At 63.7% G+C, this 25249-nt stretch carries 26 protein-coding genes; 15 read left to right on the forward strand and 11 right to left on the reverse strand.

All coding sequences use genetic code 11. The features are described from left to right. Positions 1-38 precede the first annotated feature (38 nt). Positions 39-869 (forward strand): NAD(P)H-binding protein, encoded by an 831-nt coding sequence (locus ASD01_RS00150; protein ID WP_034791968.1) that lies wholly within the window; start codon positions 39-41, stop codon positions 867-869. Beyond that, entirely contained in the window at positions 866-1345 is a 480-nt protein-coding gene (locus ASD01_RS00155; RefSeq protein ID WP_034791970.1) for an anthrone oxygenase family protein, read from the forward strand. Before ASD01_RS00150 ends, ASD01_RS00155 begins: the two co-directional genes overlap by 4 nt. Before the next feature lie 69 nt (positions 1346-1414). Here the strand turns inward: ASD01_RS00155 and ASD01_RS00160 are convergent, their stop codons facing one another. Genes ASD01_RS00160 through ASD01_RS00170 form a run of 3 tightly spaced genes read right to left on the reverse strand, consistent with a single transcriptional unit; the run spans position 1415 to position 3206 of the window. Next, positions 1415-1981, reverse strand: coding sequence for an SRPBCC family protein (locus ASD01_RS00160; protein ID WP_034791972.1), 567 nt, complete (start codon positions 1979-1981; stop codon positions 1415-1417). After that, positions 1978-2340, reverse strand: a complete 363-nt coding sequence (locus ASD01_RS00165) for an ArsR/SmtB family transcription factor (RefSeq protein ID WP_034791974.1) — start codon at positions 2338-2340, stop codon at positions 1978-1980. Before ASD01_RS00165 ends, ASD01_RS00160 begins: the two co-directional genes overlap by 4 nt. A gap of 50 nt (positions 2341-2390) precedes the next feature. Then, positions 2391-3206, reverse strand: a complete 816-nt coding sequence (locus ASD01_RS00170) for a crotonase/enoyl-CoA hydratase family protein (RefSeq protein WP_034791976.1) — start codon at positions 3204-3206, stop codon at positions 2391-2393. An 83-nt stretch (positions 3207-3289) separates the two neighbouring features. Here ASD01_RS00170 and ASD01_RS00175 point away from each other — a divergent pair, with 83 nt between their 5' ends. Next, entirely contained in the window at positions 3290-3910 is a 621-nt protein-coding gene (locus ASD01_RS00175) for a TetR/AcrR family transcriptional regulator (protein WP_034792004.1), read from the forward strand. 123 nt (positions 3911-4033) lie between these two features. Next, positions 4034-4384 carry a VOC family protein gene (locus tag ASD01_RS00180; protein ID WP_034792008.1) on the forward strand — a complete coding sequence of 117 codons (351 nt, stop codon included), beginning with the start codon at positions 4034-4036 and terminating at the stop codon, positions 4382-4384. A 140-nt stretch (positions 4385-4524) separates the two neighbouring features. Here the strand turns inward: ASD01_RS00180 and ASD01_RS00185 are convergent, their stop codons facing one another. Further along, on the reverse strand, positions 4525-5808 hold the full coding sequence (locus ASD01_RS00185; protein ID WP_034792023.1) for a cystathionine gamma-synthase family protein: 1284 nt from the start codon (positions 5806-5808) through the stop codon (positions 4525-4527). Positions 5809-5934: 126 nt separating this feature from the next. On the opposite strand from ASD01_RS00185, the gene ASD01_RS00190 reads away from it, so the two are divergent. From ASD01_RS00190 to ASD01_RS00200, 3 genes are all read left to right on the forward strand, one after another. Continuing rightward, positions 5935-6393 carry an Lrp/AsnC family transcriptional regulator gene (locus tag ASD01_RS00190; protein WP_034792047.1) on the forward strand — a complete coding sequence of 153 codons (459 nt, stop codon included), beginning with the start codon at positions 5935-5937 and terminating at the stop codon, positions 6391-6393. Positions 6394-6530: 137 nt separating this feature from the next. Then, positions 6531-7820 (forward strand): mechanosensitive ion channel family protein, encoded by a 1290-nt coding sequence (locus ASD01_RS00195; RefSeq protein WP_034792051.1) that lies wholly within the window; start codon positions 6531-6533, stop codon positions 7818-7820. 148 nt (positions 7821-7968) lie between these two features. Beyond that, positions 7969-9654 carry an alpha/beta hydrolase gene (locus ASD01_RS00200; protein ID WP_034792053.1) on the forward strand — a complete coding sequence of 562 codons (1686 nt, stop codon included), beginning with the start codon at positions 7969-7971 and terminating at the stop codon, positions 9652-9654. Here the strand turns inward: ASD01_RS00200 and ASD01_RS00205 are convergent. Beyond that, entirely contained in the window at positions 9648-10562 is a 915-nt protein-coding gene (locus ASD01_RS00205) for a LysR substrate-binding domain-containing protein (protein ID WP_034792055.1), read from the reverse strand. The two genes, ASD01_RS00200 and ASD01_RS00205, sit on opposite strands and share 7 nt — an antisense overlap. A 136-nt stretch (positions 10563-10698) precedes the next feature. Between ASD01_RS00205 and ASD01_RS00210 the strand changes: the two genes are divergently transcribed. From ASD01_RS00210 to ASD01_RS00225, 4 genes are all read left to right on the forward strand, one after another. Then, positions 10699-11367: a cysteine hydrolase family protein gene (locus ASD01_RS00210; protein ID WP_034792059.1), complete on the forward strand. Its 669-nt coding sequence runs from the start codon at positions 10699-10701 to the stop codon at positions 11365-11367. A 118-nt stretch (positions 11368-11485) separates the two neighbouring features. Then, the gene (locus ASD01_RS00215; RefSeq protein ID WP_034792064.1) at positions 11486-11788 is read left to right on the forward strand and encodes a GYD domain-containing protein; all 303 of its coding nucleotides are present in this window, start codon (positions 11486-11488) and stop codon (positions 11786-11788) included. 11 nt (positions 11789-11799) lie between these two features. Beyond that, the gene (locus tag ASD01_RS00220; protein WP_159415440.1) at positions 11800-12615 is read left to right on the forward strand and encodes a transporter substrate-binding domain-containing protein; all 816 of its coding nucleotides are present in this window, start codon (positions 11800-11802) and stop codon (positions 12613-12615) included. 17 nt (positions 12616-12632) lie between these two features. Next, a complete protein-coding gene (locus tag ASD01_RS00225; RefSeq protein WP_034792072.1) occupies positions 12633-13304 on the forward strand; it encodes an amino acid ABC transporter permease in 672 nt (223 codons plus the stop codon). On the opposite strand, the gene ASD01_RS00230 is transcribed toward ASD01_RS00225, so the two are convergent. After that, the gene (locus ASD01_RS00230; RefSeq protein ID WP_034792075.1) at positions 13301-14176 is read right to left on the reverse strand and encodes a LysR family transcriptional regulator; all 876 of its coding nucleotides are present in this window, start codon (positions 14174-14176) and stop codon (positions 13301-13303) included. The genes ASD01_RS00225 and ASD01_RS00230 overlap by 4 nt on opposite strands. A gap of 123 nt (positions 14177-14299) precedes the next feature. Here ASD01_RS00230 and ASD01_RS00235 point away from each other — a divergent pair, with 123 nt between their 5' ends. From ASD01_RS00235 to ASD01_RS00245, 3 genes are all read left to right on the forward strand, one after another. Beyond that, positions 14300-16747: a GcvT family protein gene (locus tag ASD01_RS00235; protein WP_034792077.1), complete on the forward strand. Its 2448-nt coding sequence runs from the start codon at positions 14300-14302 to the stop codon at positions 16745-16747. Beyond that, positions 16744-19191, forward strand: a complete 2448-nt coding sequence (locus ASD01_RS00240) for a GcvT family protein (protein ID WP_034792080.1) — start codon at positions 16744-16746, stop codon at positions 19189-19191. Before ASD01_RS00235 ends, ASD01_RS00240 begins: the two co-directional genes overlap by 4 nt. Positions 19192-19320: 129 nt before the next feature. Continuing rightward, positions 19321-20553, forward strand: a complete 1233-nt coding sequence (locus ASD01_RS00245; protein WP_034792082.1) for an aromatic ring-hydroxylating oxygenase subunit alpha — start codon at positions 19321-19323, stop codon at positions 20551-20553. A 62-nt stretch (positions 20554-20615) separates the two neighbouring features. Here ASD01_RS00245 and ASD01_RS00250 read toward each other — a convergent pair whose 3' ends face one another. Next, the gene (locus ASD01_RS00250) at positions 20616-21059 is read right to left on the reverse strand and encodes an Lrp/AsnC family transcriptional regulator (protein WP_226020607.1); all 444 of its coding nucleotides are present in this window, start codon (positions 21057-21059) and stop codon (positions 20616-20618) included. A 113-nt stretch (positions 21060-21172) separates the two neighbouring features. Here ASD01_RS00250 and ASD01_RS00255 point away from each other — a divergent pair, with 113 nt between their 5' ends. Further along, positions 21173-21757 (forward strand): cysteine hydrolase family protein, encoded by a 585-nt coding sequence (locus ASD01_RS00255; RefSeq protein WP_034792084.1) that lies wholly within the window; start codon positions 21173-21175, stop codon positions 21755-21757. A gap of 58 nt (positions 21758-21815) precedes the next feature. Here ASD01_RS00255 and ASD01_RS00260 read toward each other — a convergent pair whose 3' ends face one another. From ASD01_RS00260 to ASD01_RS00275, 4 genes are all read right to left on the reverse strand, one after another. After that, complete coding sequence (locus tag ASD01_RS00260; RefSeq protein WP_060515871.1) at positions 21816-22340, reverse strand: hypothetical protein; 525 nt, start codon at positions 22338-22340, stop codon at positions 21816-21818. Between the two features lie 250 nt (positions 22341-22590). After that, positions 22591-23700 (reverse strand): ABC transporter substrate-binding protein, encoded by a 1110-nt coding sequence (locus ASD01_RS00265; protein ID WP_034793544.1) that lies wholly within the window; start codon positions 23698-23700, stop codon positions 22591-22593. A gap of 33 nt (positions 23701-23733) precedes the next feature. Beyond that, entirely contained in the window at positions 23734-24393 is a 660-nt protein-coding gene (fhuF, locus tag ASD01_RS00270; RefSeq protein WP_082572779.1) for a siderophore-iron reductase FhuF, read from the reverse strand. Positions 24394-24726: 333 nt separating this feature from the next. Continuing rightward, entirely contained in the window at positions 24727-25221 is a 495-nt protein-coding gene (locus tag ASD01_RS00275) for an ester cyclase (RefSeq protein ID WP_034792087.1), read from the reverse strand. Positions 25222-25249: the final 28 nt, after the last annotated feature.

A 25249-nucleotide genomic window follows, 5' to 3' on the forward strand; every position in this document is an offset into this window, starting at 1 on the left:
GATGCTCATGTTTGTTGGTGGAACCTCAGGAGGAAGCGATGTCTCAGAAAGTCACACTGGTTTTGGGCGGTACCGGCAAGACGGGGCGGCGGGTGGCCGATCGCCTTCGGGAGCGGGGCGTAGCGGTCCGCATCGGCGCCCGTTCGGCGTCGCCTTCCTTCGATTGGACGGATGAGGCGACCTGGACGCCCGCCCTTGAAAATGTCGATCGCATCTATGTCTGCTACCAGCCCGATCTGGCGGTGCCGGGCGCCGTCGACGTCATCGCCAAGTTCTCGAGCCTTGCCGTTCGCACCGGCATCAAACGGTTGGTGCTCCTGTCGGGCCGCGGCGAGGACGAGGCGGAAGCCTCCGAGCGTGCGCTGCAGGCCTCCGGCGCCGACTGGACGGTCATCCGGGGCAGCTGGTTCTTCGAGAACTTCGACGAAGGCTTCCTGGCTGACAGCGTGGTGAGTGGTTCGGTCTTCCTGCCGGTGGACGAGGTCACCGAGCCCTTCGTCAGTTGCGACGACATTGCCGACGTGGCGGTTGAGGCCCTTCTGGACGATGCGCATATCGGCAAGGTCTATGCCTTGACCGGCCCGCGCCTGATGACCTTTGCCCAGGCCGTCGCCGAGATCGCCGCGGCCGCCAACCGTCGGATCTCTTATCAGGCCATTCCGGTTTCCGACTTCGCAGCGCATCTCAAGGCGGACGGCGTGCCGGATGACTATGTCGAACTCATCCGCTATCTCTTCACCTCGGTGCTCGACGGACGCAATTCCAGCATGACGTCCGATGTCGAGCGCGTGCTTGGGCGGCGTCCGCGCGAATTTGCCGATTACGCCCGGGAAACCGCAGCAACTGGTGTTTGGAGTCTTGCCGCATGATCCCGTTGATCCCCGCTCTGGCGTTTGCCGCCGCGATCGGTTCCGGCCTGATGGCCGGGCTGTTCTTCATCTTCTCGGTTTGCATCATGCAGGCCCTGTCGCGGCTGCCGCCGGAGCAGGGGATCGCCGCGATGAACGCCATCAATGTCGTGATCCAGAACCCGATCTTCCTCAGCGCCTTCATGGGCACGGCGCTGCTCGCCCTTGCGCTCGTCGTCGTCGCCTTCATCTCGGGGGGCGAGGGCAGGTGGTGGCTTGCCGCCGGTGGCATTGCCTATGTCGTTGGCGTGCTGCTGGTGACCATTGTCTTCAACGTGCCGATGAATGACGCGCTCGCCGCGGCAGCCCCCGGTCAGGCGGCGACCGATCTCTGGCGTGAGCGCTATCTGACTGATTGGGTCTGGTGGAACCACGTGCGCACATGGGCCTCGATCGGCGCGCTGGCGTTTTTCGTTCTCGGTTTCGCCCGCGCCTGACGAAAAGCGCCGGCAAGTCGATCCTTGCCGGCGCCTGCACGCGCCTTGACCTTCAAGCACATCCCGCCGTCAGGGCTTCGGAATACGCGCGTCGTATTGCGCTTCAAGGTCGGCAAACTTGCTCCAGAAGGCTGCCGGCTTTTCGCCTTCGAGCAGAGAACGCAATATGTCGAGGTGTACGTGCCAGCCGGCAGAGAAGCTGGTCATGACCGCGCGGTCGGCGATGCGCTTATGGGTGACGACGAGCAGCACCTTGTCGCCGCGGGGGCTGAGCTCGAAGCGGACCTCCGACGGGGTGCCGGTCTCTTCGTTCCAGGTATAGGCCAGTAGTCGTGGCGGCTCCCAGGCGAGCACGTGGCCGTAATTGCGCACCTCGCCGGCGTGCTCGGCGTATTTCTGCGGTGGCCGATCGTCCTCCGTCGTCAGTTCCGAATGGCGGAAGACGTGCTCGACCTCGGCCCCTTCCTTCGATCCGATCGTTCCGGACGCCATCCAGAGCCGGCGCTTGCTTTCCTCCGTCAGATAGGACCAGACCCGCTCGATCGGGCCGGGAAGCAGGCGCTCGATGCGCACCGCGTCCGGTGCGACGACACGGCCGTAATCGGCGCCGGCAAAGGCTGTGGCAGACGAAGTCATGGCTTTTCCTCCGGATCAGTTTGGATTGTGGCGTCTTCGGCGAGAAGCAGCGCCTCGAGTGCGTCGATGCGGGTGCGCCAGAAGGCTTCGTAGTGGCGCATCCATTCCATGCCTGCATGCATCGGCGCGGCATCGAGCCGGCACACATGCGTGCGACCTTTCACTTCGCGGCGCACCAGACCTGCTCCTTCCAGCACCTTGATGTGCTTCGATGCCGCGGCCAGCGAGATCGAGAACGGCGCCGCAAGCTCACCCACCAGTCTTTCGCCCTGCGAAAGGTCCTGGAGCATGGCGCGCCGCGTCGGGTCCGAAAGCGCGTGAAACACGGCATCGAGATGTGCGTTCTGATATTCAACCATATTGTTGAATATCCTCTCGGCCGACCTAATTGTCAACCGTTCGGTTGAATTTAAAAGTATCGCGAAAAGAGACCAGGCCGCGGTGGGTCGTCGTGGATGCGCCGTCCCTTCCAGGCGGCAAGCGCATCGGCAAGATCGTCGGTCGGCACCATCTGGGCAAACTGTTCGCTTTCGACCAGCAGCCCCTCGGCGATCGACATGTTGAGGCCGCGGGTGACGGCGGTGATGATCGAGCGCACTGCAAGCGGGGAGTGGCCCATGATGCGTTTTGCCAGGTCACGGGCGGCCGACATCAGTTCCTCATGAGCGACGACGTGGTTGACGAGCCCCAACTCCAGCGCGCGATCGGCCAAGAAATCCTCGCCTGTCAGCAGCAGTTCAAGCGCGCGCTTGCGGCCGGCCAGCCGCGGCAGGCGCTGGGTGCCGCCGAAGGTCGGCGGCATGCCGAGCTTGATTTCCGGTTTGGCAAAACGCGCCCGGTCGCTGGCAACAGCGAGATGCACCGCTTCGGTGATCTCGCAGCCGCCGCCATAGGCAAGCCCGTTGACGGCAGCGATGACCGGCTTCGGAAAGGCTTCGAGCCGGGCCGTCAGGCCCTGGCCGCGACGGACGAAATCGCGCACGGCCGGGTTTACGCCCTTGGCCACGCTTTCCGAGAACTCATGGATATCGCCGCCGGCGGAAAAGGCGCGGTCGCCGGTGCCGGTGATGATCACGGCGCCGACGCCGTCGTTCGCTTCGATCTGGTCGAGAAGGCTCATGAGCCGGTCGATCAGCTCGTAGTTCAGCGCGTTGAGTTTCTCTGGGCGGTTGAGAGTGAGGAGGGCGATGCCCTCGGAAATCTGCATCAGCACGGTGTTCGACATGGTTGCTCTCCGGCAGGTGTTGACGGGGAGAGGCTAGGTGAGGGAAGATGCCATGTATATTCACTAGTCGGTATACATGAGAGATGGCGAAAGCAGAGAAATCGACCCGGGAGCTGATCGTCGCAGCGGCGGAAAAGCTATTTTATGCCGAGGGCATCCGCGCCGTCAGCGTCGATGCGGTGGCGGAAGCCGCGGGCGTGACCAAACGCACGCTCTACTATCATTTCGACAGCAAGGACGAGCTGATCGCCGCCTATCTCGAAGGCCGCGACCAGCCCAATCTGAAACTCTTCCGCAAGTGGTTCGACGCGGGCGACGGGGACATTGCCGACAAGGTCGAGGCGATCTTCGTCAACCTGGCGCGGGCGGCGCGCCATCCGAAATGGAAGGGCTGTGGCTTCCTGCGCACCTCCGCCGAGCTTGCCAACATGCCCGGTCATCCGGCGATCCGCATCGGTGCCGCCCACAAGAAGAAGTTCGAGGCCTGGATTGCCGAGACCTTTACCGAAGCCGGTGTCGCCGAGCCGGCCGTGCTGGCAAAGCAGATCCTGCTGCTGCTCGACGGCAGTTTCGCGGTCGTGCTGCTGCACCGGGATCCAAACTACATGGAGGTGGCGGGCAAGGCTGCGGCGACGCTTGTGCGGGTGGCGCTTGCCGGAGCAAACCCGAAGGCGCCATCGGAACATGCGGCGGCTTCATTCTGAAGCGAGGCGATTTCCGCTTTCAATCGGCTGCCGTTGGCGGGCAGTATGGGCTGTATCGTTATCAGCCGAACAACCATTGAGCGCCGGTGTGGCCGCGTTGCGGCTCACCGGAGGAGGAAATCCATGACAGTCAAGCGTATCGTCTCAAACCTCTACGCCCCGGACCCGCAAGTGGCGCGCGCCTTCTACGGCGACCTGCTGGAACTCGACGTGGTGATGGATCACGGCTGGATCCTGACCTTTGCCGCCGAGGGCAAGGCCGCGATGCCACAGGTGAGCATCGCCAGCGAGGGCGGCAACGATACGCCGGTGCCGGTGCTTTCGATCGAGGTGGACGATGTCGACCGGGCCTATCAGCGAGCCAAGGCCGCCGGTGTCGAGATCGTCTACGACATCACCAACGAGCCCTGGGGCGTGCGCCGTTTCTACATGCGCGACCCGTTCGGCAATATCGTCAACATCCTGGCGCACTGAGCAATTCCAGGAAAAGTGCGAAGCAATTGCGCCAGCCAAGCGAGCGAATTCCAGGAAAAGTGCGCAGCGGTTTTCCGTCCGGAATTGCGTCCTTGCAAACTCGCGAAGGATGCCGCCGGCTGGACCGGCGGCCTCTTGCATCAGGCGAGCGACAGCGCGTTTGAAAGATCGGCCACGAGGTCGTCGGGATGCTCGATACCGATCGACAGGCGGATGGTCGATTCCAGCACGCCGATGCGGTGGCGCACCTCGATCGGCACGCCGGAATGGGTCATCGCCGCCGGGTGGCTGGCGAGCGATTCCGTGCCGCCGAGGCTGACGGCGAGCTTGAAGATCTGCAGCGCATTGAGGAAGCGGAAGGCCGCCTCCTGGCCGCCAGCGATATCGAAGGAGAAGGTCGAGCCAGCGCCGGTGCACTGCGTCTTGAAAGTGCGGCCGACCGGCGTGTCCTCGCCGTGGAAGGGCAGGTAGTGGATACGCTCGACCTTCGGGTGGTCGTGCAGGAATTCGGCGACGATGCGGGCATTGTCGTCGGCCTTCTGCATGCGCACCGCCAGCGTTTCGAGCGAACGGCCGAGCATCCAGCAGGAATGCGGATCGAGCTGCGTGCCGATCGCACCGCGTAGCGCCTTTACCTGCTTCATCACCGCCTTGGAGCCGAGCGCGGCGCCGGCGATCAGGTCGGAGTGACCACCGACATACTTGGTCAGCGAATAGAGCGAGATGTCGGCGCCGTGCTCGATCGGCCGCTGGAAGACGGGCCCAAGCAGCGTGTTGTCGCAGGCGACGATCGGGGTATGGCCCTGCTTCCTGCCGATCGCATCGGCAACGCGGCGGATCATGGCGACGTCGACGAGGCTATTGGTCGGGTTCGCCGGCGTCTCGATCAGGATCACCGAGACCCGGCCCTTGGCCATCGCCTCTTCTGCGGCGGCGCTGACGGCCGCCTCGTTCACGCCATCGGCAAAACCGACGGCGGAAACGCCGAGATTGAGGAAGGTGCGGGCAAGCAGCGTCTCGGTGCCGCCATAGAGCGGCTGGCTGTGCAGCACCGCGTCGCCCGGCTTGACGAAGGCGAGCAGCGTCGTGGCGATCGCCGACATGCCCGACGAGAACAGTGCGCAGCTTTCGGTGCGCTCGTAGACGGCGAGACGGTCTTCGACGATCTCGCTGTTCGGGTGGTTGAAGCGCGAATAGACGAGGCCGGCGCCGACACCCGCCGGCGGTTCCTTCCGGCCGGAGACAAAGTCGAAGAAGTCGCGGCCCTCTTCGGCGGAGCGGAAGACGAAGGTGGAGGTCAGAAAGACCGGAGGTTTGACCGCGCCCTCCGACAGTTCCGGATCGTAGCCATAGTTCAGCATCTGCGTTTCAGGATGCAGCTTGTGGTTTCCGATGTGGGTTTTGGAGGGATGCGGTGCGGTCATGGCTTGTCTCCTCAAGCGAAGCGGACTCGACTGACAGGCAAATTATATCAGATGCTTGGACCGATCCTTGCTATTTCCGGCGGGATCGCCTTGAGTTGCGCAAAGATTTGGCTGAGTTGAGAAGATATGGCGCAGAAAATAGCCGACGAGACGGATCGCAGGATTTTGAAGGAACTGGTGGCGGATGCCCGCCTGACCAACAACGAGCTCGCCGAGCGGGTGGGGCTCTCGGCGTCGCCCTGTCTGCGTCGGCTACGGCGGCTGGAGGAGACCGGGGTCATCCGCGGCTATACGGCTTTGGTCGATCCCGCAGTCGACGGCTGGACGATGACGGCGATTGCGACCGTCACGCTCAGCCGCCAGCACGAAGACGAGATCGTCATGTTCGAAGAGGCGGTGCGCGGCTGGGACGAGGTGCTCGAATGCCATCTGGTGACCGGCTCGCGCGACTACGTGCTGAAGGTGATGAGCGCCGGCCTCGATCAGTACGAGCGTTTCATCAAGGAGAAGATCGCAAGGCTCAAATGCGTCGCCTCGATCGAGACGAGTTTCGTGATGAACACGATCAAGGAGCGGCGAGTCTAGCGCCAACCCCTCCATAAGCCTCTGAAGCGGTTCGATAATCGTCCATCCGGCTTTGAAACCATCAGGGATGCCCTAGATTCGAGTTAGGAGGGCGTCCCACACGCTCGGCGGGCGCCTTGCTCTCTCGGAGAGAGACGATGGATTTCGCAACAGCGCTCGATGCCGCCGCTTCCTGGCTGCAGACGGTCTTTTTGAACGAGTGGACCTATTATCAGCTCGCCGTCATCGTCGCCGGCTACCTGGTCTGCGGCGCACTGGCGAAGCGAATAGAGCCGCGGGTCGAGGCTCGAGCCCGTCTGATCAAGGGCAATCCGGATCTTTTGCGGGTCATCATCGCCTTCATGCGGCGGCTGCGGTGGCTGTTTCTGATCGTCTGGCTCTGGATTGCCGACGGCATGATCCTGCGCTTTGGCTGGCCGTCCTATCGCTGGTTGGTGGCGACCGCGCTGACGCTGACGGCGGCGTGGTTCGTCATCTCGGTGCTCACACGCATCATCCGCAACCAGATGCTGGCGCGCGTCACCGCCGTCGTCGGCTGGATCTATTTTGCGCTCTATGCGGTCGGGCTCGACCGGGTGATCCTGACGACACTTGATGGCGTTGCCATCAATCTCGGTGCGGTTCGCCTGTCGCTGCTGCTCGTCCTGAAAGCCATCGTGCTCTCCGCCGCGCTGATCTGGCTTGCCGTTTTGATCGGCAATGTCTCGTCGCACTGGATCCAGCGGTCAGCGGACCTGACCCCCTCCTTCAAGGTTCTGATCAGCAAGCTGGTCAAGATTGCGCTGATTGGCTTTGCCGGCGCAATCGCGCTATCGGCCACCGGCATCGACCTGACGGCGCTGACGGTTTTTTCCGGGGCGGTCGGTGTCGGCATCGGTTTCGGTCTGCAGAAGGTGGTTTCCAACTTCATCTCCGGTATCATCATCCTGCTCGACAAATCCATCAAGCCGGGCGACACGATCACGCTCGGCGATACCTTCGGGTCCGTGCGCGACCTGCGCTCCCGCTTCGTCTCCGTCATCACCCGGGACGGCAAGGAATACCTCATTCCAAACGAGGATTTCATCTCGCAGCAGGTGGTGAACTGGTCGTTCTCCAGCGACTTCGTCCGCATCGAGGTCGATTTCGGTACCTCCTATGACAGCGACCCGCACGAGGTGGCGCGCATCGCCATCGAGACTGCCGCATCGCTGCCGCGGGTGGCGAGCAGCTACGCGCAGCCGGTGTGCTGGATGACGGGTTTCGGCGCCTCGTCGCTCGATTTCAAGCTGAGGTTCTGGATCTCCGATCCGAGTAACGGGCTCACCAACATCCGCGGCCAGGTGCTGATGGCGCTCTGGGATGCGTTCAAGGCGGCGGGCATTTCGATCCCGTTCCCGCACCGTGAAATCATCATGAAGACGCCGGTCGAGGTCACCCGGGTTTAGGGGCCGAAGTGCCCGTCGGCCGGTTCGCGTCAGGGTGTCTTGCGGTTGTGGCGATTGACTGGACACGCCGGGGAAGCGACATTGCCGGCGCCGGAACAGCCCGCAGTCGTTCCGGTGACCGTGCCAGCATCAGTGGGGACCCGACGCCATGGACCATCTTCAACAGACGCCGCTGTCGAGGTTGCCGATGCCGCGTTTTCTCTCGACGCTGCTGGCATCGTTCTCGACCACGGGGCTCATCGTCGGCGTCTTCTTCTTTGCCATGTCGCTGACGCCGAGCCTCATCCCGCGGCCCTATGTGGTGCAGGCGGTGATTTCGGGCCTGTCGCTTTCCGCCGGCTATGCGATCGGCGTACTGTTGCGCTGGCTGTGGTCCTTGCTCGACCTGCCGGAGATCCGCGGCCGCACAGGCCTTACGGTGAAGGTGCTAGCGGCGCTCGGCTGCACCGCGGTTGCGCTCGCCTTCCTCTGGCGCACCGCCTACTGGCAGAACACGGTGCGGCAGATCATGGGGCTCGACCCGGTCGAAAGTGCTGAGCCGTTCAAGCTCGGGCTGATCGCGGCACTCGTGTTTGTCGCCATCGTGCTCATCGCGCGCCTGTTCCGCTTGACCTTCCGGTTTCTGACCCGCCGCTTCGAGCATGTGTTGACCCGGCCGCTGGCAAAGGTCGCAGCCGTCGTTGCCGCCGTCGCGCTGTTCTGGTCCGCCGTTGACGGCGTCATCTTCCGCTTCGCGCTGCATGCGGCCGACAGCTCGTTCCAGCGGTTGGACGCGCTGATCGATCCGGATGTCGCGCCGCCGACCGATCCGTTGAAGACCGGCAGCAGCGCGTCGCTGATGACGTGGGACGAACTCGGCCGCCAGGGCCGCCAGTTCATCGCTTCCGGTCCGACGGCGAAGGACATCGGCGGCTTCTTCGGCGGAGAGGCACAAGAGCCATTGCGCGTCTACGCCGGTCTCAACTCGGCCGAGACCGCCAAGGAGCGGGCGAAGCTCGCGCTGGAGGAATTGAAGCGCGTCGGTGGTTTCGAGCGATCGAACCTTCTGATCGTGGTGCCGACCGGCACCGGCTGGATCGACCCGCCGGGCCTCGATTCGCTCGAATATCTGCTGAAGGGCGATGTCGCCAGCGTCGCGGTGCAGTATTCCTATCTCACGAGCTGGCTGTCGCTGCTGGTCGAGCCGGAATATGGCGCGGAGACTGCCGATGCGCTCTTCGATGCGGTCTATGGCTACTGGACGACGTTGCCGAAGGACAGAAGGCCGAAGCTCTATCTCTATGGCCTCAGCCTCGGCTCGATGAACTCGCAAGGCTCGGTCGATCCCTTCGATATCATCAGCGATCCGTTCCAGGGCGCGCTCTGGGTCGGCTCGCCGTTCCCGACCAAGACCTGGCTGCAGATCACCCGAAACCGCAATCCGGGCTCGCCGGAATGGCGGCCGCTTTATCGCGACGGCTCGGTGATCCGTTTCACCAATCAGGAGAATGCGCTGAACATCCCGGGCGCGACCTGGGGCAATGTCCGCATCGTCTATCTGCAATATGCCAGTGATCCGATCACCTTCTTCGATCCATACTCCTTCTACCGCGAGCCCGACTGGATGAAGGCGCCGCGCGGTGCCGACGTCTCTCCTGCGCTCAGATGGTTCCCCGTCGTCACCATGTTTCAGTTGCTTGCCGACATGGCGCTCGCGACGACCTCGCCGATCGGCTACGGCCATGTCTATGCGCCGGAGCACTATATCGACGCGTGGATGCAGGTGATGGCACCGGCTGATGTCAGCGAGGCGGACGCCGAGCGGCTGAAGGCGCTGCTCAAGGGTCGCTACTGAGCCTGCTTGTCGCCGGACCGCTCGCCACGCAGGTGCGCGGCGATCTGGTTGGCGAAGGCCTGGATCAGCGGCTCCTCCGCCTTTTCCGTCGGGCAGAGCAGATAGTAGCCGGCCGAGGCCGGTATCGCCGTCGGGAAGGGCTGGATCAGGCGTCCTTCGTAGAGATAGGAGCGTGTCAGCACGTCTGAGACGAGCGCGATGCCCTGGCCCTGTAGCGCCGAGGCGACGGCGATCGCGACCGATTGCACCCGCACGCTCCGGCTGCCTTCGAGCGAAATGCGCGATGCGGCCGACCAGCGCGTCCATTCCCGGCCGTCATCCTCATGCAGCAGCGTGACGTCGCGCAGCTTCCGCTCGCGCAGCGGGCCTTCAAGCCGGGGGAAGAGGAGCGGCGAGCAGACCGTCCTGAGCTTCACGTCGCTGACTGGCTGCCACCACAGGCCGTCGAAGGGCGGATTGTCGTAGACGACGGCGAGATCGACATCGTCCCAGACGACGTCGCTGGCGCGGATGCAATTGCGCATCGAAAGATCGGTGACGCCGCGCGCACCCGCGAACTGTACGAGGAGGCCGGCCATCCAGGCAATCGCGAGCGCCGGGGGCAGGCCGACTGTCAGCTTGCGCTGGTGGCTTTCGAGCCGTCGGTCGGTGCCGTCCTCCACGGCGGCGGCAAGGTTGCCGATCGCGTGGGAAACCGTCTGCGCGAACTCGCGGCCGGCGGCCGTGAGCTTGATGTTGCGGCCGGATTTTTCAAGCAGCGTCAGGCCGGTCGTCTCCGAGAGCCGGCGCAGCTGCAGCGACACGGCGCCGGGACTCAAGCCGAGCTCATCCGCCGCCTGGCGCACGGAACCGATGCGCGCGACCGCCTCGAACGCCCGGATATAGGGCAGGAAATGCAACGCCTTCACGTGAGCCCTCCCGCTCTGATCGCGCCCCTCACGGCGTGAAATCGTTTAGCCAGACTGCACAATATCAAGCATAAAAAATCGCTATTCCCAATCGATTTTTGCTCCTATGAATCGGGCCTGAGAGAGGGAGAACACAATGATCGAGGCACAACCGTTTGATTTTCCTTATGATGGAAAGCTGGTTCCGGCGCAGACGGCGCTGATGGTGATCGATCTGCAGATCGACTTCTGCTCGGCCAACGGTTACTTCGCCTCGATGGGCTACGATCCGGCGCCGCTGGCCGCGATCGTGCCCGCGGTCAACCGGGTGATTGCGGCCGCACGGCAAGCCGGCTGCCTGATCATCCACACGCGCCAGGGCTACCGCGCCGATCTCGCCGACATGACGCCTTACGAGAAATGGCGGCGCAAGCGCTCCGGACTTGAGAACACGCAGGTGCTTTTGCGTTCCAGCCCCGGCTTCCAGTTGCTTCCGGAACTCGATGTCGCCGACACCGACGTCATCATCGACAAGACCTGCAACAGTTCCTTCACCTATACGGATCTCGAGCATGTCTTGAGATCCCAGGGCATCACCCACATGCTCTTTACCGGCTGCACCACGGACGTTTGTGTGCATACGACGCTGCGCGAAGCCTGCGACCGCAATTTCCAGTGCCTGACGATTTCAGACTGCTGCGCCAGCGGCGAGCAGTGGGCGCATGAGGCGGCGATCAACATGATCTCGATCGAGAACGGCATCTTCGGCACGGTCTCGACCAGTGATGCCGTTATTGCCGGACTGGCCAAGGCCGCCGCCCGCTAGCGCTCTGGCACCGCGCAATTCCGGGCGAAAAGCCGCTTCACGCTTCTCCTGGAATTGCTCCAGGCGCGGTCCTCACATTTCCAAAGCCTTTTGCCAACCATCAACGGAATGATGCCCTATGCAACGATACATCTCGCTGATGCGACTGACCTCGAAGGGACTGGCCGAGCTTGCCGATAGTGGCAGCCGGCGCAAGGTGAGCGAGGATCGGGTCGCAGCGCTCGGCGGCCGCTCGGTCGCCTTCTATGCCACGCTCGGGACCTATGACTTCGTCCAGGTTTTCGAGATGCCGGACAATGCGTCGATGATGCAATACGTGCTGACGGCGCGGCGCGACGGCTTCGTGGATCCGCTCATCCTTCCTGCCTTCGACAGCCAGACCTATGGCGACATCGTCGGCCGCGTTTCACCAGCACAATGAGGGGAATGAAGATGATCAGACTGGCATCCTGCGCAACCCTTCTGACGACCGCCGTGCTTACGGCCGGCGCCGCACAGGCCGAGCCGCCGGCTTTCGCCGCCGATGGAGAGGTTGGCGTCTGCACCACCGCGGCCTTTCCGCCGCTTTCCTTCAAGGAGCATCCGGCCGATGCGAAGCCGACCGGCATCGACATCGAGATCGCCGAAGCGCTGGCCGCGCAATGGAATGCGAAGGTGAACTACACCGTCACCGAATTCGCCGGCCTCTTGCCGACGCTCGGGGCAGGGCGCTGCGACGTCATCGTCAGCGGCATCTACATCAACGCCAAGCGGCGCGAGACCTATGACGGCGTGCCCTACATGAAATCGGCGACCGCCATGGTCACCAAAGCGGGCAGCGATACGATCAAGGCGCCGGAGGATCTCAGCGGCAAGGTCATCGCGCTCGAAGCCGGCGCCTACTACAAGGAAGAGCGGATCGGGCCCTTAAACGAGGCGCTCGCGGCCAAGGGCCTGCCGCCGGTCGATGTGCAGGAATACCCGACCCAGCAGGCCGCCTACCAGCAGGTGCTCGTCGGCCGCGTCGATGCGACCGTAACGGAAGAGGCGGAGGGCGCCTATCGCGCGTCGCGCTCCGACGGCGCGCTCACGCTCCCCTATATCTGGGCCTCGGACTTCAAATACGGCATCTACAGCCGCCGTGACGGTGGCGATGCAGCCGCGGTGAAGGCAGGGCTGAAGGCGCTCAAGGAGAAGGGCTTCTTCGGCGATCTCGCCAGGAAATACGGGCTCGATCCGGCGCTCTTCGACGTCGACTACGACTCCTGAGCGAAAGGAGGCGGGGCATGAACTTCGATACGAAACTGTTTTTCGATGCCCTGACCATGCCCGTCATGTTGCAGGGGGCGGGCATCGCCATCCTGCTGTCGATCCTGGTGCAGGCGGCGTCGTTCCTGCTCTGCCTGCCGCTGGCCGTCGCGCTCAATTCGATGGCGGCGGTCAGGCGCACAGCGGCGCAGGTCTATGTCTGGCTGTTTCGCTCGGCGCCGCTGATCCTCGTGCTCCTGATCGTCTGGAACGGCGCACCGCAGCTCTTTCCGGGGCTCACGCGGGCGCCCTGGTACACGCCCTTCGTCGCTGCCTTCATCGCGTTTACGCTGGTCACGGCCGCCTATATGGCGGAAGCGATGCGCGGGGCGCTTGCGGCGATCGGCCAGGGGCAGACGGATGCCGCCCGCGCGCTCGGGCTCAATCGCTGGCAGACCTTCTTTCTGGTGGTTCTGCCGCAGGCGCTGCGCATCGTCATGCCGGTGCTGGTCAACGAATTCATCAACCTGATCAAGCTGACCTCGCTCGCCTATGTAATCTCGATGCGCGAGATCATGGCGGTCGTCAACGACGCGATCGCCTCCAGCTTCCGCTTCGTCGAGTGGTATTCGGCAGCGCTGGTCTACTATCTCGCGATCGTTTCGATCCTGATGTTTCTGCAGCGGCTGATCCAGCGGCGCATGGCTTAACCCGCTTCCGAATTCGGCACCGGCAGCGTCGCGAGCAGATCGGCCATGGCGGCGATGATCTTGCGGTGCTGGTGGGCGTGGCGGGTGCGCAGGCTGGTGGCGGCATAGACCGTTTGCGGGATGACGGGCGCGTCCTGAACGCGCGCAGTAAATCCATCGTCCGCCAGCCGCTCGGCCGTTGCTGCCGTCACGTAGGCCGATCCGCCGAGTGTGCGAAGCAGCCGGGTGATCGCCATGTTCTGGCCGGCGGCAAGCAGCGCTGCGGAGAGATGCGGCAGCGCCAGCCGGTGGGCGCGATCGAAGCCTGGCGAAAAGCTTGAGCGGATGTAGCTCTCGGAGCGGATCTCGGCGAGCATCTGCGCCTCCGTGCTCACCATCACGTAATGCAGATCGCCGATCCTTTCGTAATAGAGATCGGGCAGGTAGTGGGGCGTGTAGAGGATCGCCAGATCCAGGTCGCCAGCGCCGAGATCGCGGTTCATCTGGTTGGAGTAGTCCGCCTCCATATAGATCTCGATGCCGGGCAGCTCCCGGCGGATCGTTGCCATCCATTCCCCGGCAAAGGCTTCCGCCAGATCATGCTGGACACCAAGCCGCATGGAGCGCTCCAGCGCGCCGGCATTGGTGACCGCGCGTGTGGCCTCATGCCATTGGTTTTGCAGGGCTTTTGCGTAATCTAGAAAGCGCAGGCCGGCGGCCGTCGGCACGGTGCCACCCTTGTTGCGGGTAAAGAGCTTGCGGTTGAACTGCGCTTCCAGTGCCTTCACCCGATGTGAGACGGTCGACTGGGTGAGATTCAGGCGCTCGGCGGTGCGGTTGAAGGAGCGGCTCTCCATCAGGTCCAGGAAGGTTTCGATCAGCTCCACCTGCATGCCGTTCTCTCCCGCTGCAATCGCTCCAATCTAATCGAAAGCATCGATCAATAAAGCCTGTTTCCGTTGCTTGATGGCGCCCGGCTTCACCGGCAAGAATTCGCCAAAACGAGGGAACAGTTGATGTCGAATTTGCCGTCGCACGCACGCGTCGTGATCATCGGTGGGGGAGCGATCGGGGCTTCCTCGCTTTACCATCTCGCCAAGGCCGGCTGGACCGACTGCGTGCTTCTGGAAAAGAACGAGCTGACGGCGGGCTCCACCTGGCATGCCGCCGGCAACGTGCCGACTTTCTCGTCCTCCTGGTCAATCATGAACATGCAGCGCTATTCAGCGTCGCTCTATCGTGACCTCGGCGCGCTCGTCGACTATCCGATGAACTATCACGTCACCGGCTCGATCCGGCTCGGCCATTCGAAGGAGCGGCTGCAGGAGTTCAAGCGCGTCGTCGGCATGGGGCGCTACCAGGGCATGGATCTCGATATCCTGTCGCCCGACGAGATGCGCGCCCGCTATCCGTTTCTCGAGACACACGAGCTGACCGGCGCGCTCTACGATCCCTATGACGGCGACATCGACCCGGCGCAGCTGACGCAGGCGCTCGCCAAGGGTGCGCGCGACATGGGCGCCAAGATCATCCGCTTCTGTCCGGTCACGGGCGCGCGCCGCGAAAACGACGAATGGGTCATCTCTACGCCGCAGGGCGAGATCCGCTGCGAATACGTCGTCAACGCCGCCGGCTACTACGCCCGCGAGGTCGGCAAGATGTTTGGCCGCAACGTGCCGATGATGGTGATGAGCCATCAGTATATCCTGTTCGACGAAATCCCGGAGCTTGCCGCCTGGTCGAAGGAGGCCGGCCACAAGCTGCCGCTGCTTCGTGACGTCGACAGCTCCTACTATCTCCGCCAGGAGAAGAACGGCATGAACCTCGGCCCCTACGAGCGCAACTGTCGCGCCCACTGGGTAACGCCTGACGATCCGATGCCGGAGGATTTTTCGTTCCAGCTCTTTCCGGACGATCTCGACCGGTTGGAATGGTACCTGAACGATGCCGTGGAGCGCGTGCCGATCCTCGGCACGGCCGGCCTTTCGCGGATCATCAATGGCCCGATCCCCTATGCACCCGACGGTAATCCGCTGATCGGCCCGATGCCGGGCGTGCCGAACGCCTTCGAAGCCTGCGTCTTCACTTTCGGTATCTGCCAGGCGGGTGGCGCCGGCAAGGTGCTCGCCGAATGGATCACCGAGGGCCAGACGGAGTGGGACATGTGGTCCTGCGATCCGCGCCGCTACACCGACTATACCGACCAGGATTATTGCATCGCCAAGGGCATGGAGATCTACGGCCACGAATACGCGATGCACTTTCCGAAGCATTACTGGCCAGCCGGGCGCGGCAAGAAGTTATCGCCGATCCACGACCGCATCGCCGCCCTCGGCGCCCAGTTCAAGCCCTATAACGGCTGGGAGCGTGCGATGTGGTACGCCAAACCAGGCGACGACACCTCGGAAGAGGCGACGCAGACCTGGGGCCGCGAAGGGCCTTGGGCCAAGCGCATCGAAGAAGAGTGCCTGGCCGTGCGCGATGCCGCCGGCATACTCGACCTGCCGGGCTTCTCGCGCTTCCGGGTAAAGGGCGAGGGCGCGACCGCATGGCTCTCCGGCCTCATCACAGGCCGCGTGCCGAAGCCTGGGCGCATCGGCCTGGCCTATTTCGCCGACGACAAGGGCCGGATCGTTACCGAGATGTCGGTGATGATGCTCGACGAAGACTTCTTCTTCCTCATCACCGCCGCAACCGCGCAGTGGCACGATTTCGAATGGCTGATGAAGCACCGGCCGGCCGACGCCGCCTTCACCATCGACGACGTCACCAAGTCCTTCTCCTGCCAGATCCTGACCGGGCCGAAGTCGCGCGCGATCCTCGCCGAGGTCAGCGAAGCGGATCTCGCCAAGGGCTGGCTCACGCACCAGACGGCGCAGATCGCCGGGCGCTATTGCCAGCTCGTGCGCGTCTCCTTCGCCGGCGAACTCGGCTGGGAGATCCATACCAAGGTGGAGGATACGGCCGCCATCTTCGACGCCGTCTGGGCGGCCGGGCAGAAGCATGGCCTCAAACCCTTCGGCATGGAAGCGCTCGACAGTCTGCGCATCGAGAAGGGCTACCGCGCCTGGAAGGGCGATCTGTCGACCGACTACACCATCCTGCAGGGTGGGCTGGAGCGCTTCGTCGACTGGGGCAAGCCCGGCTTCAAGGGCAAGGCGGCGCTGGAGCGTGAGAAGCAGCAGGGCGTTTCCAAACGCTTCGTGACGCTGACCGTCGCCGCCGACGGCTGCGATGCGCCCTATATGTCGACGCTCTGGTCGGACGGCCAGGTTGTCGGCGAGACCACCTCGGGCAACTGGGGCTACCGCGTCGGCAAGTCGATCGCGCTCGGCATGCTGCGCGCCGATCTCGCCGTGCCCGGCAACGAGATCGAGGTCGAGATCTTCGGCGATCGCTTCAAGGCGACGGTCGAGGCCGACCAGCCGCTCTGGGATCCCTCCAATGAAAGACTGCGCGCATGAGCAAGCCCATTCCCTCGAAAGCCCGCGCAGTCATCATCGGTGGCGGCGTCTCCGGCTGTTCCGTCGCCTATCACCTCGCCAAGCTCGGCTGGACCGATGTGGTTCTGCTTGAGCGCAAGCAGCTGACCTCCGGTACCACCTGGCATGCGGCCGGCCTGATCGGTCAGCTTCGCGCCTCGCAGAACATGACGCGGCTCGCGAAATACTCGGCCGACCTCTACGTCAAGCTCGAGGCCGAAACCGGCATTTCCACCGGCATGCGCCAGAACGGCTCGATCACCGTGGCACTGACGGAAGAACGCAAGGAAGAGATCTACCGCCAGGCATCGCTGGCGCGCGCCTTCAATGTCGACGTGCGCGAGATCACGCCTGACGAGGTCAAGGCGATGTATCCGCACCTCAACACCTCGGATGTGAAGGCGGCGGTGCATCTGCCGCTCGATGGCCAGTGCGACCCGGCCAACATCGCCATGGCGCTCGCCAAGGGCGCCCGGCAAAACGGCGCAACGATCATCGAAGGTGTCAAGGTGACATCCGTCCTGAAGAAGGACGGCCGGGTCACCGGCGTCACCTGCGAGCAGAATGGCGAGAGCTACACGATCGAGACCGATCATGTCGTCAACTGCGCCGGCATGTGGGGCAGGGAGTTTGCGCGGCAATCGGGCGTCACGGTGCCGCTGCACGCCTGCGAGCATTTCTACATCGTCACCGAGGCGATCCCGGAGCTGAAGCGCCTGCCGGTTCTGCGCGTGCCGGACGAGTGCACCTACTACAAGGAAGATGCCGGCAAGATGCTGATCGGGGCCTTCGAGCTCAAGGCCAAGCCCTGGGGAATGGACGGCATCCGCGAGGATTTCTGCTTCGACCAGTTGCCGGACGATTTCGACCACTTCGCGCCGATCCTCGAAATGGCGGTCAACCGCATGCCGATGCTGGAAACGGCTGGGATCCATACCTTCTTCAACGGCCCGGAAAGCTTTACGCCCGACGACCGCTACTATCTCGGCGAAGCGCCGGAGGTGAAGGGATACTGGGTCGCGGCCGGCTACAATTCGATCGGCATCGTTTCCTCGGGCGGCGCCGGCATGGCGCTCGCCCAATGGATGAATGACGGCGAGCCGCCCTTCGATCTCTGGGAGGTGGATATCCGCCGGGCGCAGCCGTTCCAGAAGAACCGCGCGTATCTGAAAGACCGCGTCTCGGAAACGCTCGGCCTGCTCTACGCCGACCATTTCCCCTATCGCCAGATGGCGACCGCGCGCGGGGTGCGCCGTTCGCCGCTGCACGAGCATCTGAAAGCTCGCGGCGCTGTCTTCGGTGAAGTCGCCGGATGGGAACGCGCCAACTGGTTTGCGAAGGGAGGCCAGTCGCGCGAGTACCGCTATTCATGGAAGCGGCAGAACTGGTTCGAGAACCAGAGGGACGAGCATCTTGCGGTGCGAAACGGCGTCGGCCTGTTCGACATGACCTCCTTCGGCAAGATCCGGGTTGAAGGGCGCGATGCGCTTTCCTTCCTGCAGCGGCTCTGCGCCAACGAGATGAACGTCGAGCCCGGCCGGATCGTCTATACCCAGATGCTCAACGCCCGCGGCGGCATCGAGAGCGACCTGACGGTGACGCGGCTGTCGGAAACCGCCTTCCTGCTGGTCGTGCCCGGTGCCACGCTCCAGCGCGACCTCGCCTGGCTGCGCAAGCATCTGACGGACGAGTTCGTGGTGATCACTGATGTCGGCGCTGGCGAAAGCGTGCTCTGCGTCATGGGGCCGAAGGCGCGTGAGCTCATGCAGAAGGTGAGCCCGAACGATTTTTCCAACGCGGGGCATCCGTTCGGCACGGCGCGCGAGATCGAGGTCGGCATGGGCCTCGCCCGCGCCCACCGCGTCACCTATGTCGGCGAGCTCGGCTGGGAGCTCTATGTCTCGACCGACCAGACGGCGCATGTGTTCGAGGCGCTGGAGGCGGCGGGGCAGGACCTGGGCCTCAAGCTCTGCGGCATCCACACACTGGATAGCTGCCGCATCGAAAAGGCCTTCCGCCATTTCGGCCACGACATCACCGACGAAGATCATGTGCTCGAAGCCGGACTCGGCTTTGCGGTCAAGGCCGACAAGGGCGATTTCATCGGCCGCGAGGCGGTGCTTGCCAAGCACAATCGCGGGCTTTCGCGCCGGCTGGTGCAGTTTCGGCTCGCAGATCCAGAGCCGCTGCTCTTCCACAACGAGGCGATCGTTCGCGACGGCAAGATCGTCGGCACGATCACGTCAGGCAATTACGGCCACCACCTCGGCGGCGCCATCGGCCTCGGCTACGTGCCCTCGGAAGGCGAGAGCGCAGAGGACGTGCTCGGATCAAGCTTCGAGATCGAGATCGCCGGAACGCGGGTGAAGGCGGAGGCGTCGTTGAAGCCGATGTACGACCCGCGGGCGGAGCGGGTGCGGATGTAGGCAGGCGTTGGGTGGCGTGCCTGGCGCTTGAGACAGCCCCTCACCGCGCGGATGAGGGGCTCTTCGAGGCACAACGAAAATACGCGTGCCGGATCGCGGGTTTCCGGTCTTCTTTCTGGAGTTCAGTCCATGCTCGCATCGGAGCTTAAGGATACGACAGTTGCGGGCGACCGCATCGATCAGCTGGTCGCCGGCCATCGTCCGGGCCATGGGCTTGCCCGCGCCTTCTACCTCGACCCGGAGATCTATGAACGGGACCTCGAGCGGGTTTTTCGGCGTCACTGGCATTGCGTCGCCCATGAAAGCGCGATCCCCAACGCCAATGATTTCGAGGTCTTCCGCATGGCCTCCGAGCAGGTGATCGTCACCCGTACGGCAAGCGGCGAGATCCATGCGATGCTCAATGTCTGCCGTCATCGCGGGGCCGAGGTCTGCACCAAGGACAAGGGCAATGCCCGTGCCTTCGTCTGTCCCTACCATGCCTGGACCTATGGCAATGATGGCGCGCTGAAGGCGGCGCGGCTGATGCCCAAGGACTTCAAGCGCGAGGACCACGGCCTGAAGAAGCTCAACGTGCGTGTCGTCGAAGGATTGATCTTCATCTCCTTTGCCGCCGAGCCGCTTGATTTCTCCGAAGTCGAGCGCCTGTTGCGTGCGACCTGCGGCCAGTATGGCTGGGGATCGGCGAAGATCGCCCATCGTCAGAGCTATGCGATCGACGCCAACTGGAAGCTTGCGGTCGAAAACTATGTCGAGTGCTACCATTGCGGGCCGGCGCATCCGGAATATTCCGAAACCCATGCGCTGGAACAGCCGCTGCACCTGATCGAGGAACTGAACGCCAGGATGGAGGCGCGCACCTGCGCGCTCGGCATCGAGGTCGCCTCCGGCAATCACTGGCAGAATTCCACCGGCGGCAAGGAGACCATTCATGCCTTCCGCTACGCGCTCTATGATGGCGTCCAGACCGGCAGCAAGGACGGGCAGGCGCTGAGCACGCTGATGGGCCGCTTCACCGATTTCGACGGCGGCGTCACCTCGATCCATCTGGGTGGCACCACCTTCCTCGTCTGCTATCCGGACCACGGCATGATCTACCGCTTCATCCCGAAGACGGCCGAAACCTCGGAGATGGAGCTGATCTGGCTCGTCGACGGCAAGGCCGAGGAGGGGCGCGACTACGATCTGGAAAAGCTCACCTGGCTCTGGAAGGTGACGACCGACGAGGACAAGGCGATCATCGAGCACACGTCGCGCGGCGTGCGTTCGCACTACTTCGTGCCAGGCCCAATCGCGCCGATGGAGCAGAACGAGCTGCGCTACATCAACTGGTATCTCGACGAGATCAGCCGGCCGGCCTGAGCGGCAAGCTGCAGGCAAATCGCGTCGCCGGTGCAAGCGTGCCGGCGACGCATTTCGTTTGCCTAGTCCCGCCGGTTGAAATGCGTCCTCAGCGCCACGTGCGTCTGCACCGTCGCGACGCCCGGGATGATCGATATCTGGCGGCGGATGGTGTCGAGATCGCCGTTGGAGGCGCATTCGACCAGCACCATCAGGTCGGTGGCGCCGGCGAGCGACCAGCAGGTGACGATGGGCGGCATGGCCGAGAGATGCGGCACGATATGGTCGCAGTTCTTGCCGGGCTGGAAGGTGATCGCGATCAGCGATTTGACGGTCGGGCTCTGGTCTTCGATGCCGAGGCGGATGGTGTAGCCGGCAATGACGCCCTTCGATTCCAGCCGTCGCAGCCGGTCATGGGCCGCGCTGCGCGAAAGACCGCTGTGGCGGGCCAGTGCCACCAGGCTCTGGCGCGAATCCTGCCTGAGCGCTGCCAAAAGCAGGCGATCCTTTTCATCGATTTCCGTCAAAACGTCGCCTCCTTGTCGCCATTTCCGGACATATGTCCGGTCAGGCGTCATCATGTCCAGTGAAATCGGACGATAGGCAAGATAGCGTCTCCCTACAACCAAGGAGCCTTGCCATGCCCAAAATGAGTGTCCCCGACAACGCCGTGCTGCTGCCGATCGACATGCAGCAGGCCTTTGACAGCACCCCCTGGCCGCGTCGCTGGAATGAGGCGGTCGACAGCAACGGCCTTGCGCTTCTTGCCGCCTGGCGGGCAAGCGGCCGACCAGTCATTCACGTGCGCCACGACAGCGTCATGCCCGGCTCGACGCTTTCCCTCGGCGCGCCCGGCAACGGCTTCCGGCCGGGCTTCGGACCGATGGGAGACGAGGCACTCGTCACCAAGGGCGTCAACGCCGCCTTTATCGGTACCGACCTCGACTTGCGCCTGCGTCGTCTCGGCGTCGAGACGGTCGTCGCCTTCGGCATTTCTACCGACATGTGCGTCTCGACCTCGGTGCGCGTCGGCGCCAATCTCGGCTACCGAATGATCCTCGTCGAGGATGCCTGCGATTGTTTCGACCAGCCGGACGGCGAAGGCGGAGTGATCTCGGCGCGCGAAATCCACCGCGCCCACGTGGCGACCTTGCGGGCGGAATTTGCCGAGGTGTTGTCGACGGCGAAGCTCGTCGAGGCGTTGCAGCGACCGGCAGCGGCTTGACGGTCGGGCGCGGGCAGACGGGGCTACCGTTCAGGTGCTTCCGCTCCCGCGCCGCCGACTACCGGTTGGCGCCGCGGACTTCCTGGATCTCGGTCGTCCATTTCGGCGCCGTCAGGCTTTCGCCCTCGCGGTTGGGGAAGGTGAGGAAGGTTTCGAACGAACGGCTCTGGCCCGCCGGCACGCGGGCGAGGATGAGTGCGGTGTCGTTGCCGATCGTCTCGCAATTGCCGTCAGGGCAGTTTTCGAGCGTTACCGCGAGGCGGAAATATTCGAGCAGTTGCGGCCCTTTGTTCGTCACCGTGCCGCGCAGCCGGAAGCTTCTCTCCGGCTGGCTCTGTTCGAAGGTCAGGCCTTCGAGGGCAACGTCGGCGGCCGTGAGGCCGGCCGGTTGGGTCGTCTCAACGGGCGGGGGCGCGGCCGGCGTGCGACCGTCGCGGTCGGCAAACCAGATGATGAAGGCGACGAGCAGGCCGAGCGCCACGGCGACGGAGAGGATCGGTTCGGCCCAATGACGAAAGCGGCTGAAGCGCGCTGCCAGATACACCACGACAAGACCCAGCGGTAACGCGATCAACCATAGCATCAAGATCCTCCTCAACCCCGCATCATTCCTTGGTCCGGAATCGACGCAACAGAGAAATCGTGCAGCCGATCAACGTGTTACAGCGACGCTCGCATTTTGGAACGGTGCTCTATACCACCTGGCCTTTATATAGGGTGGGCGCCGACTGGCAACACGCCGGGGCGTCGGACGAAAGGAAGCACCCTGACGAATTGGTGAACACGCATGACGATGCCGCGTGGGTCCGCGCTCGCGTGTACAGGACGTCTCCCTATCTGGCGGGTGTCAGGTCCACCCAGTAGGTGCCCTCGAAGGGCACCGCGGCGAAGCGGGCGTTGATCTCGGCAAGGCTCTTCTGGGGGTCGAGATCGCCGAACAGATCCGGCCGGATCCAGGTGGCGAAGGCTTCGGCGGCGACGATGTTGAGCGGGATCGCGTTGAAGAAGTTCCAGAGACCGTGCACGCGCTTTTCCTCGACGGCGCGGATGGTCTTCAGCGCCGGCGCCTCGATGGTGCGGGCCAGCGTCTCGCGCGCTTCGTCTTCGCTGACGCCGGGGCCGATCGAGAGCGTGCCGTATTTGCCGCCGGGCGAGGAGGTGGCGATATAGATTTCCGGATTGGCGGCCATGATCGCCTCGGCGTTGACGGTCCCGCCCGGCCGTGGCAGCACGCCTTCGGCAAAGTTGCGGCCGCCGGCCACCGTCAGGAATTCGCCGAGACCGCCGGTGCCATAGGCCCAGCAACAGCGGTCGGGTTGGGGGAAGGCGTCCATCAGCACCAGCGGGCGCGGTTCCGGCTTGGCGGCGATGCGGTCGCGGATCAGCTTGAGCTTGTCCTCGTAGAACCGGGCGAAAGCTTCTGCCTGTTCGTCCCGTTCGAGGATGCGGCCGAGCAGACGCATCATGCGCGGCGTGCCGGTCAGCGCGTCGTTGTTGAAATCGACCACCACCACGGGCACGCCGATGCCGGTCAGATACTCGATGGCGCGCCTGCCGGACTCGGTGTCGGATTGCCAGTTATTGAGCAGCGCGAGATCGGCCTTCACCGTCAGCAGCGTCTCGAAGGAGAGGCCCGGGCCGGTGCCATCGTCGATCTGCGGCACGTCGGCGATATCAGGAAACTTACGCCGGAAGCTCTCGTAGATCTCGGGGTTGTCGGTCTTCATGTCGCCGGACCAGGCCGCAAGCAGGCTGACGGGATCGGGATGGATGAGCGACAGGGCGACGAGATTGAAGCCGCTTCCAAGCAGGATCGCCTTCGGCTTTGCCGGTATCGTCACCTCGCGGCCGACCGCATCGGTTACGGTCATCGGCCAGTTGCTTTCGGCGCGGGCGGAGACAGCAAAGAGCAGGGCGGTGATGAAAACGAGCGTCAGCCGCAGGGCGGCCGGGAAGAGGAAGCGGGAAGACAAAACCTATTGGTTCCTTTGGCTTGGGAGGGCGCAGAGGCTGCCGCAGCTCGGGACGCCGGGCAGCAGATAGCGCAGGCAGCAGATCTTGCGCCGGCAGACACGGGCGCCATCTTCCTCCTCGTGCCGCAGGCAATCGAAGAAGGGATTGGGTGTACCGTCCGGCAGGGACTTGCTGCCGATCAGCGCGTCGGCCTGCGCGTTCAGCGGCTCGATGCCGGAGGCGCGCAGCGCATAGTCGATATAGACGAGCGCATTGTTCCAGGCGAGCTTCGGGGCGATGCCGCCGACGGACTTGAGATAGCTGACGACCTCACGCAGATGCCCCTGCATCAGGGGGGCAAGCGTGGCGAAAACGTCGCTATCGTCCGCTTTCTGCCAGTCGCCCGGTGTGGCGACACCGAAGGTTCGCGGCAGGCCATCCTCGGCGAGCGCCACCTTCATCTGATCGAAGGCGACGGGCAGCACCTGATGGTCAAGCACGCGCGCGACGAGATAGGGAATGGTGAGGCTCGAAAAATAGTAGAGCGACCACATGGAGGCGACGGCACGGCGGTCGCTGGCGCCGGATTTCTCCGTGTGAATATCGAGCGCGCGGTCGAAGGCGCCGGAGGCAAAGAAGTCCGGCAGCGCCATGCCGTCGGAAAGCTCGTCCGAGAGCACCATCTTCTCATTGCACCAGGCATGGGTGCCGGCAAAGGCGGCCGACAGCGCCTTGGGGCCGCCTGTCGCGACGACCGGTTCGGACACGGCCGCCGTCAAGACGTCACCCGCGCGCGGGTAAGCCCGATCGGAAATGGAGCCTTGGAAGAACGCCGTCCTGCAAGCATGCGATACCTTCTGAGCGTGGTCAGAAACTCATAAGGTGATCGTGTTACTCAAGATTTTTTCCGGTGCAAGTCATTTATGAGTTTTGTATTCATGATTTGAAGCCAAGAGACGATGGCCGGAAGCCGAAGCCTGCGGCCATCGAAGCGGCGAAACCGCCGCTCGGCTCGTCTACTGCATCAGACCGAGCTGCTTGTAAAAGCCGAGCGCGTCGTAATAGTCGTTCTGGGCGGCGATCTTGCCATCCTTGACGGTGAAGACCGAGGCGCCGGTGAACTTGAAGCTCTTGTTGGTCGCGGCCGTGCCGTCGGCCCAGGCGCCCGAATTGGTGCCGGAGAACTCCCATTCGAAGGAGACCTTGTCGCCGCTAGCGATCGGATCACCCTTCATGGTCCAGACGGCATCAGGCACCGCGTTCAGGAAATTGTCGATGACGCCGGTCTTGGCGGCATCCTTGCCGGTGACCGGCTTGCCGACCGACGCGTCGTAATAGGTGACGTCATCGGCGAAGTAGGATGCGGCCTTGCTCGAGTCATGGGCATTCCAGGCCGCGACATAGGCCGCGACCACATCCGGCGCCGCGTCGGCGGCAAACGCCGCCGGCGTGAGCACGAGGGCGCTGAGGCCGAGGGCTCCAGCGGTAACAAGCAATTGACGACGGTACATCGCAAACTCCTCCCGTTTGTTTCGTTTG

It is taken from the genome of Ensifer sp. Root423 (genome assembly GCF_001426275.1).
In the GTDB taxonomy this organism is placed as follows: Bacteria; Pseudomonadota; Alphaproteobacteria; order Rhizobiales; family Rhizobiaceae; genus Ensifer; species Ensifer adhaerens.

Excerpts from the sequence above, each read along its gene's own strand:
- fhuF (WP_082572779.1), bottom strand. The coding sequence starts at position 24,393 with ATGGTGCTCTCGGACGAGCTTTCCGACGGCATGGCGCTGCCGGACTTC.
- ASD01_RS00200 (WP_034792053.1), top strand. The coding sequence starts at position 7,969 with ATGGACCATCTTCAACAGACGCCGCTGTCGAGGTTGCCGATGCCGCGT.
- ASD01_RS00260 (WP_060515871.1), bottom strand. The coding sequence starts at position 22,340 with ATGCTATGGTTGATCGCGTTACCGCTGGGTCTTGTCGTGGTGTATCTG.
- ASD01_RS00190 (WP_034792047.1), top strand. The coding sequence starts at position 5,935 with ATGGCGCAGAAAATAGCCGACGAGACGGATCGCAGGATTTTGAAGGAA.
- ASD01_RS00160 (WP_034791972.1), bottom strand. The coding sequence starts at position 1,981 with ATGACTTCGTCTGCCACAGCCTTTGCCGGCGCCGATTACGGCCGTGTC.
- ASD01_RS00255 (WP_034792084.1), top strand. The coding sequence starts at position 21,173 with ATGCCCAAAATGAGTGTCCCCGACAACGCCGTGCTGCTGCCGATCGAC.
- ASD01_RS00225 (WP_034792072.1), top strand. The coding sequence starts at position 12,633 with ATGAACTTCGATACGAAACTGTTTTTCGATGCCCTGACCATGCCCGTC.
- ASD01_RS00155 (WP_034791970.1), top strand. The coding sequence starts at position 866 with ATGATCCCGTTGATCCCCGCTCTGGCGTTTGCCGCCGCGATCGGTTCC.
- ASD01_RS00180 (WP_034792008.1), top strand. The coding sequence starts at position 4,034 with ATGACAGTCAAGCGTATCGTCTCAAACCTCTACGCCCCGGACCCGCAA.
- ASD01_RS00235 (WP_034792077.1), top strand. The coding sequence starts at position 14,300 with ATGTCGAATTTGCCGTCGCACGCACGCGTCGTGATCATCGGTGGGGGA.
- ASD01_RS00175 (WP_034792004.1), top strand. The coding sequence starts at position 3,290 with ATGGCGAAAGCAGAGAAATCGACCCGGGAGCTGATCGTCGCAGCGGCG.
- ASD01_RS00185 (WP_034792023.1), bottom strand. The coding sequence starts at position 5,808 with ATGACCGCACCGCATCCCTCCAAAACCCACATCGGAAACCACAAGCTG.
- ASD01_RS00275 (WP_034792087.1), bottom strand. The coding sequence starts at position 25,221 with ATGTACCGTCGTCAATTGCTTGTTACCGCTGGAGCCCTCGGCCTCAGC.
- ASD01_RS00245 (WP_034792082.1), top strand. The coding sequence starts at position 19,321 with ATGCTCGCATCGGAGCTTAAGGATACGACAGTTGCGGGCGACCGCATC.
- ASD01_RS00195 (WP_034792051.1), top strand. The coding sequence starts at position 6,531 with ATGGATTTCGCAACAGCGCTCGATGCCGCCGCTTCCTGGCTGCAGACG.
- ASD01_RS00215 (WP_034792064.1), top strand. The coding sequence starts at position 11,486 with ATGCAACGATACATCTCGCTGATGCGACTGACCTCGAAGGGACTGGCC.
- ASD01_RS00165 (WP_034791974.1), bottom strand. The coding sequence starts at position 2,340 with ATGGTTGAATATCAGAACGCACATCTCGATGCCGTGTTTCACGCGCTT.
- ASD01_RS00240 (WP_034792080.1), top strand. The coding sequence starts at position 16,744 with ATGAGCAAGCCCATTCCCTCGAAAGCCCGCGCAGTCATCATCGGTGGC.
- ASD01_RS00170 (WP_034791976.1), bottom strand. The coding sequence starts at position 3,206 with ATGTCGAACACCGTGCTGATGCAGATTTCCGAGGGCATCGCCCTCCTC.
- ASD01_RS00150 (WP_034791968.1), top strand. The coding sequence starts at position 39 with ATGTCTCAGAAAGTCACACTGGTTTTGGGCGGTACCGGCAAGACGGGG.
- ASD01_RS00210 (WP_034792059.1), top strand. The coding sequence starts at position 10,699 with ATGATCGAGGCACAACCGTTTGATTTTCCTTATGATGGAAAGCTGGTT.
- ASD01_RS00230 (WP_034792075.1), bottom strand. The coding sequence starts at position 14,176 with ATGCAGGTGGAGCTGATCGAAACCTTCCTGGACCTGATGGAGAGCCGC.
- ASD01_RS00220 (WP_159415440.1), top strand. The coding sequence starts at position 11,800 with ATGATCAGACTGGCATCCTGCGCAACCCTTCTGACGACCGCCGTGCTT.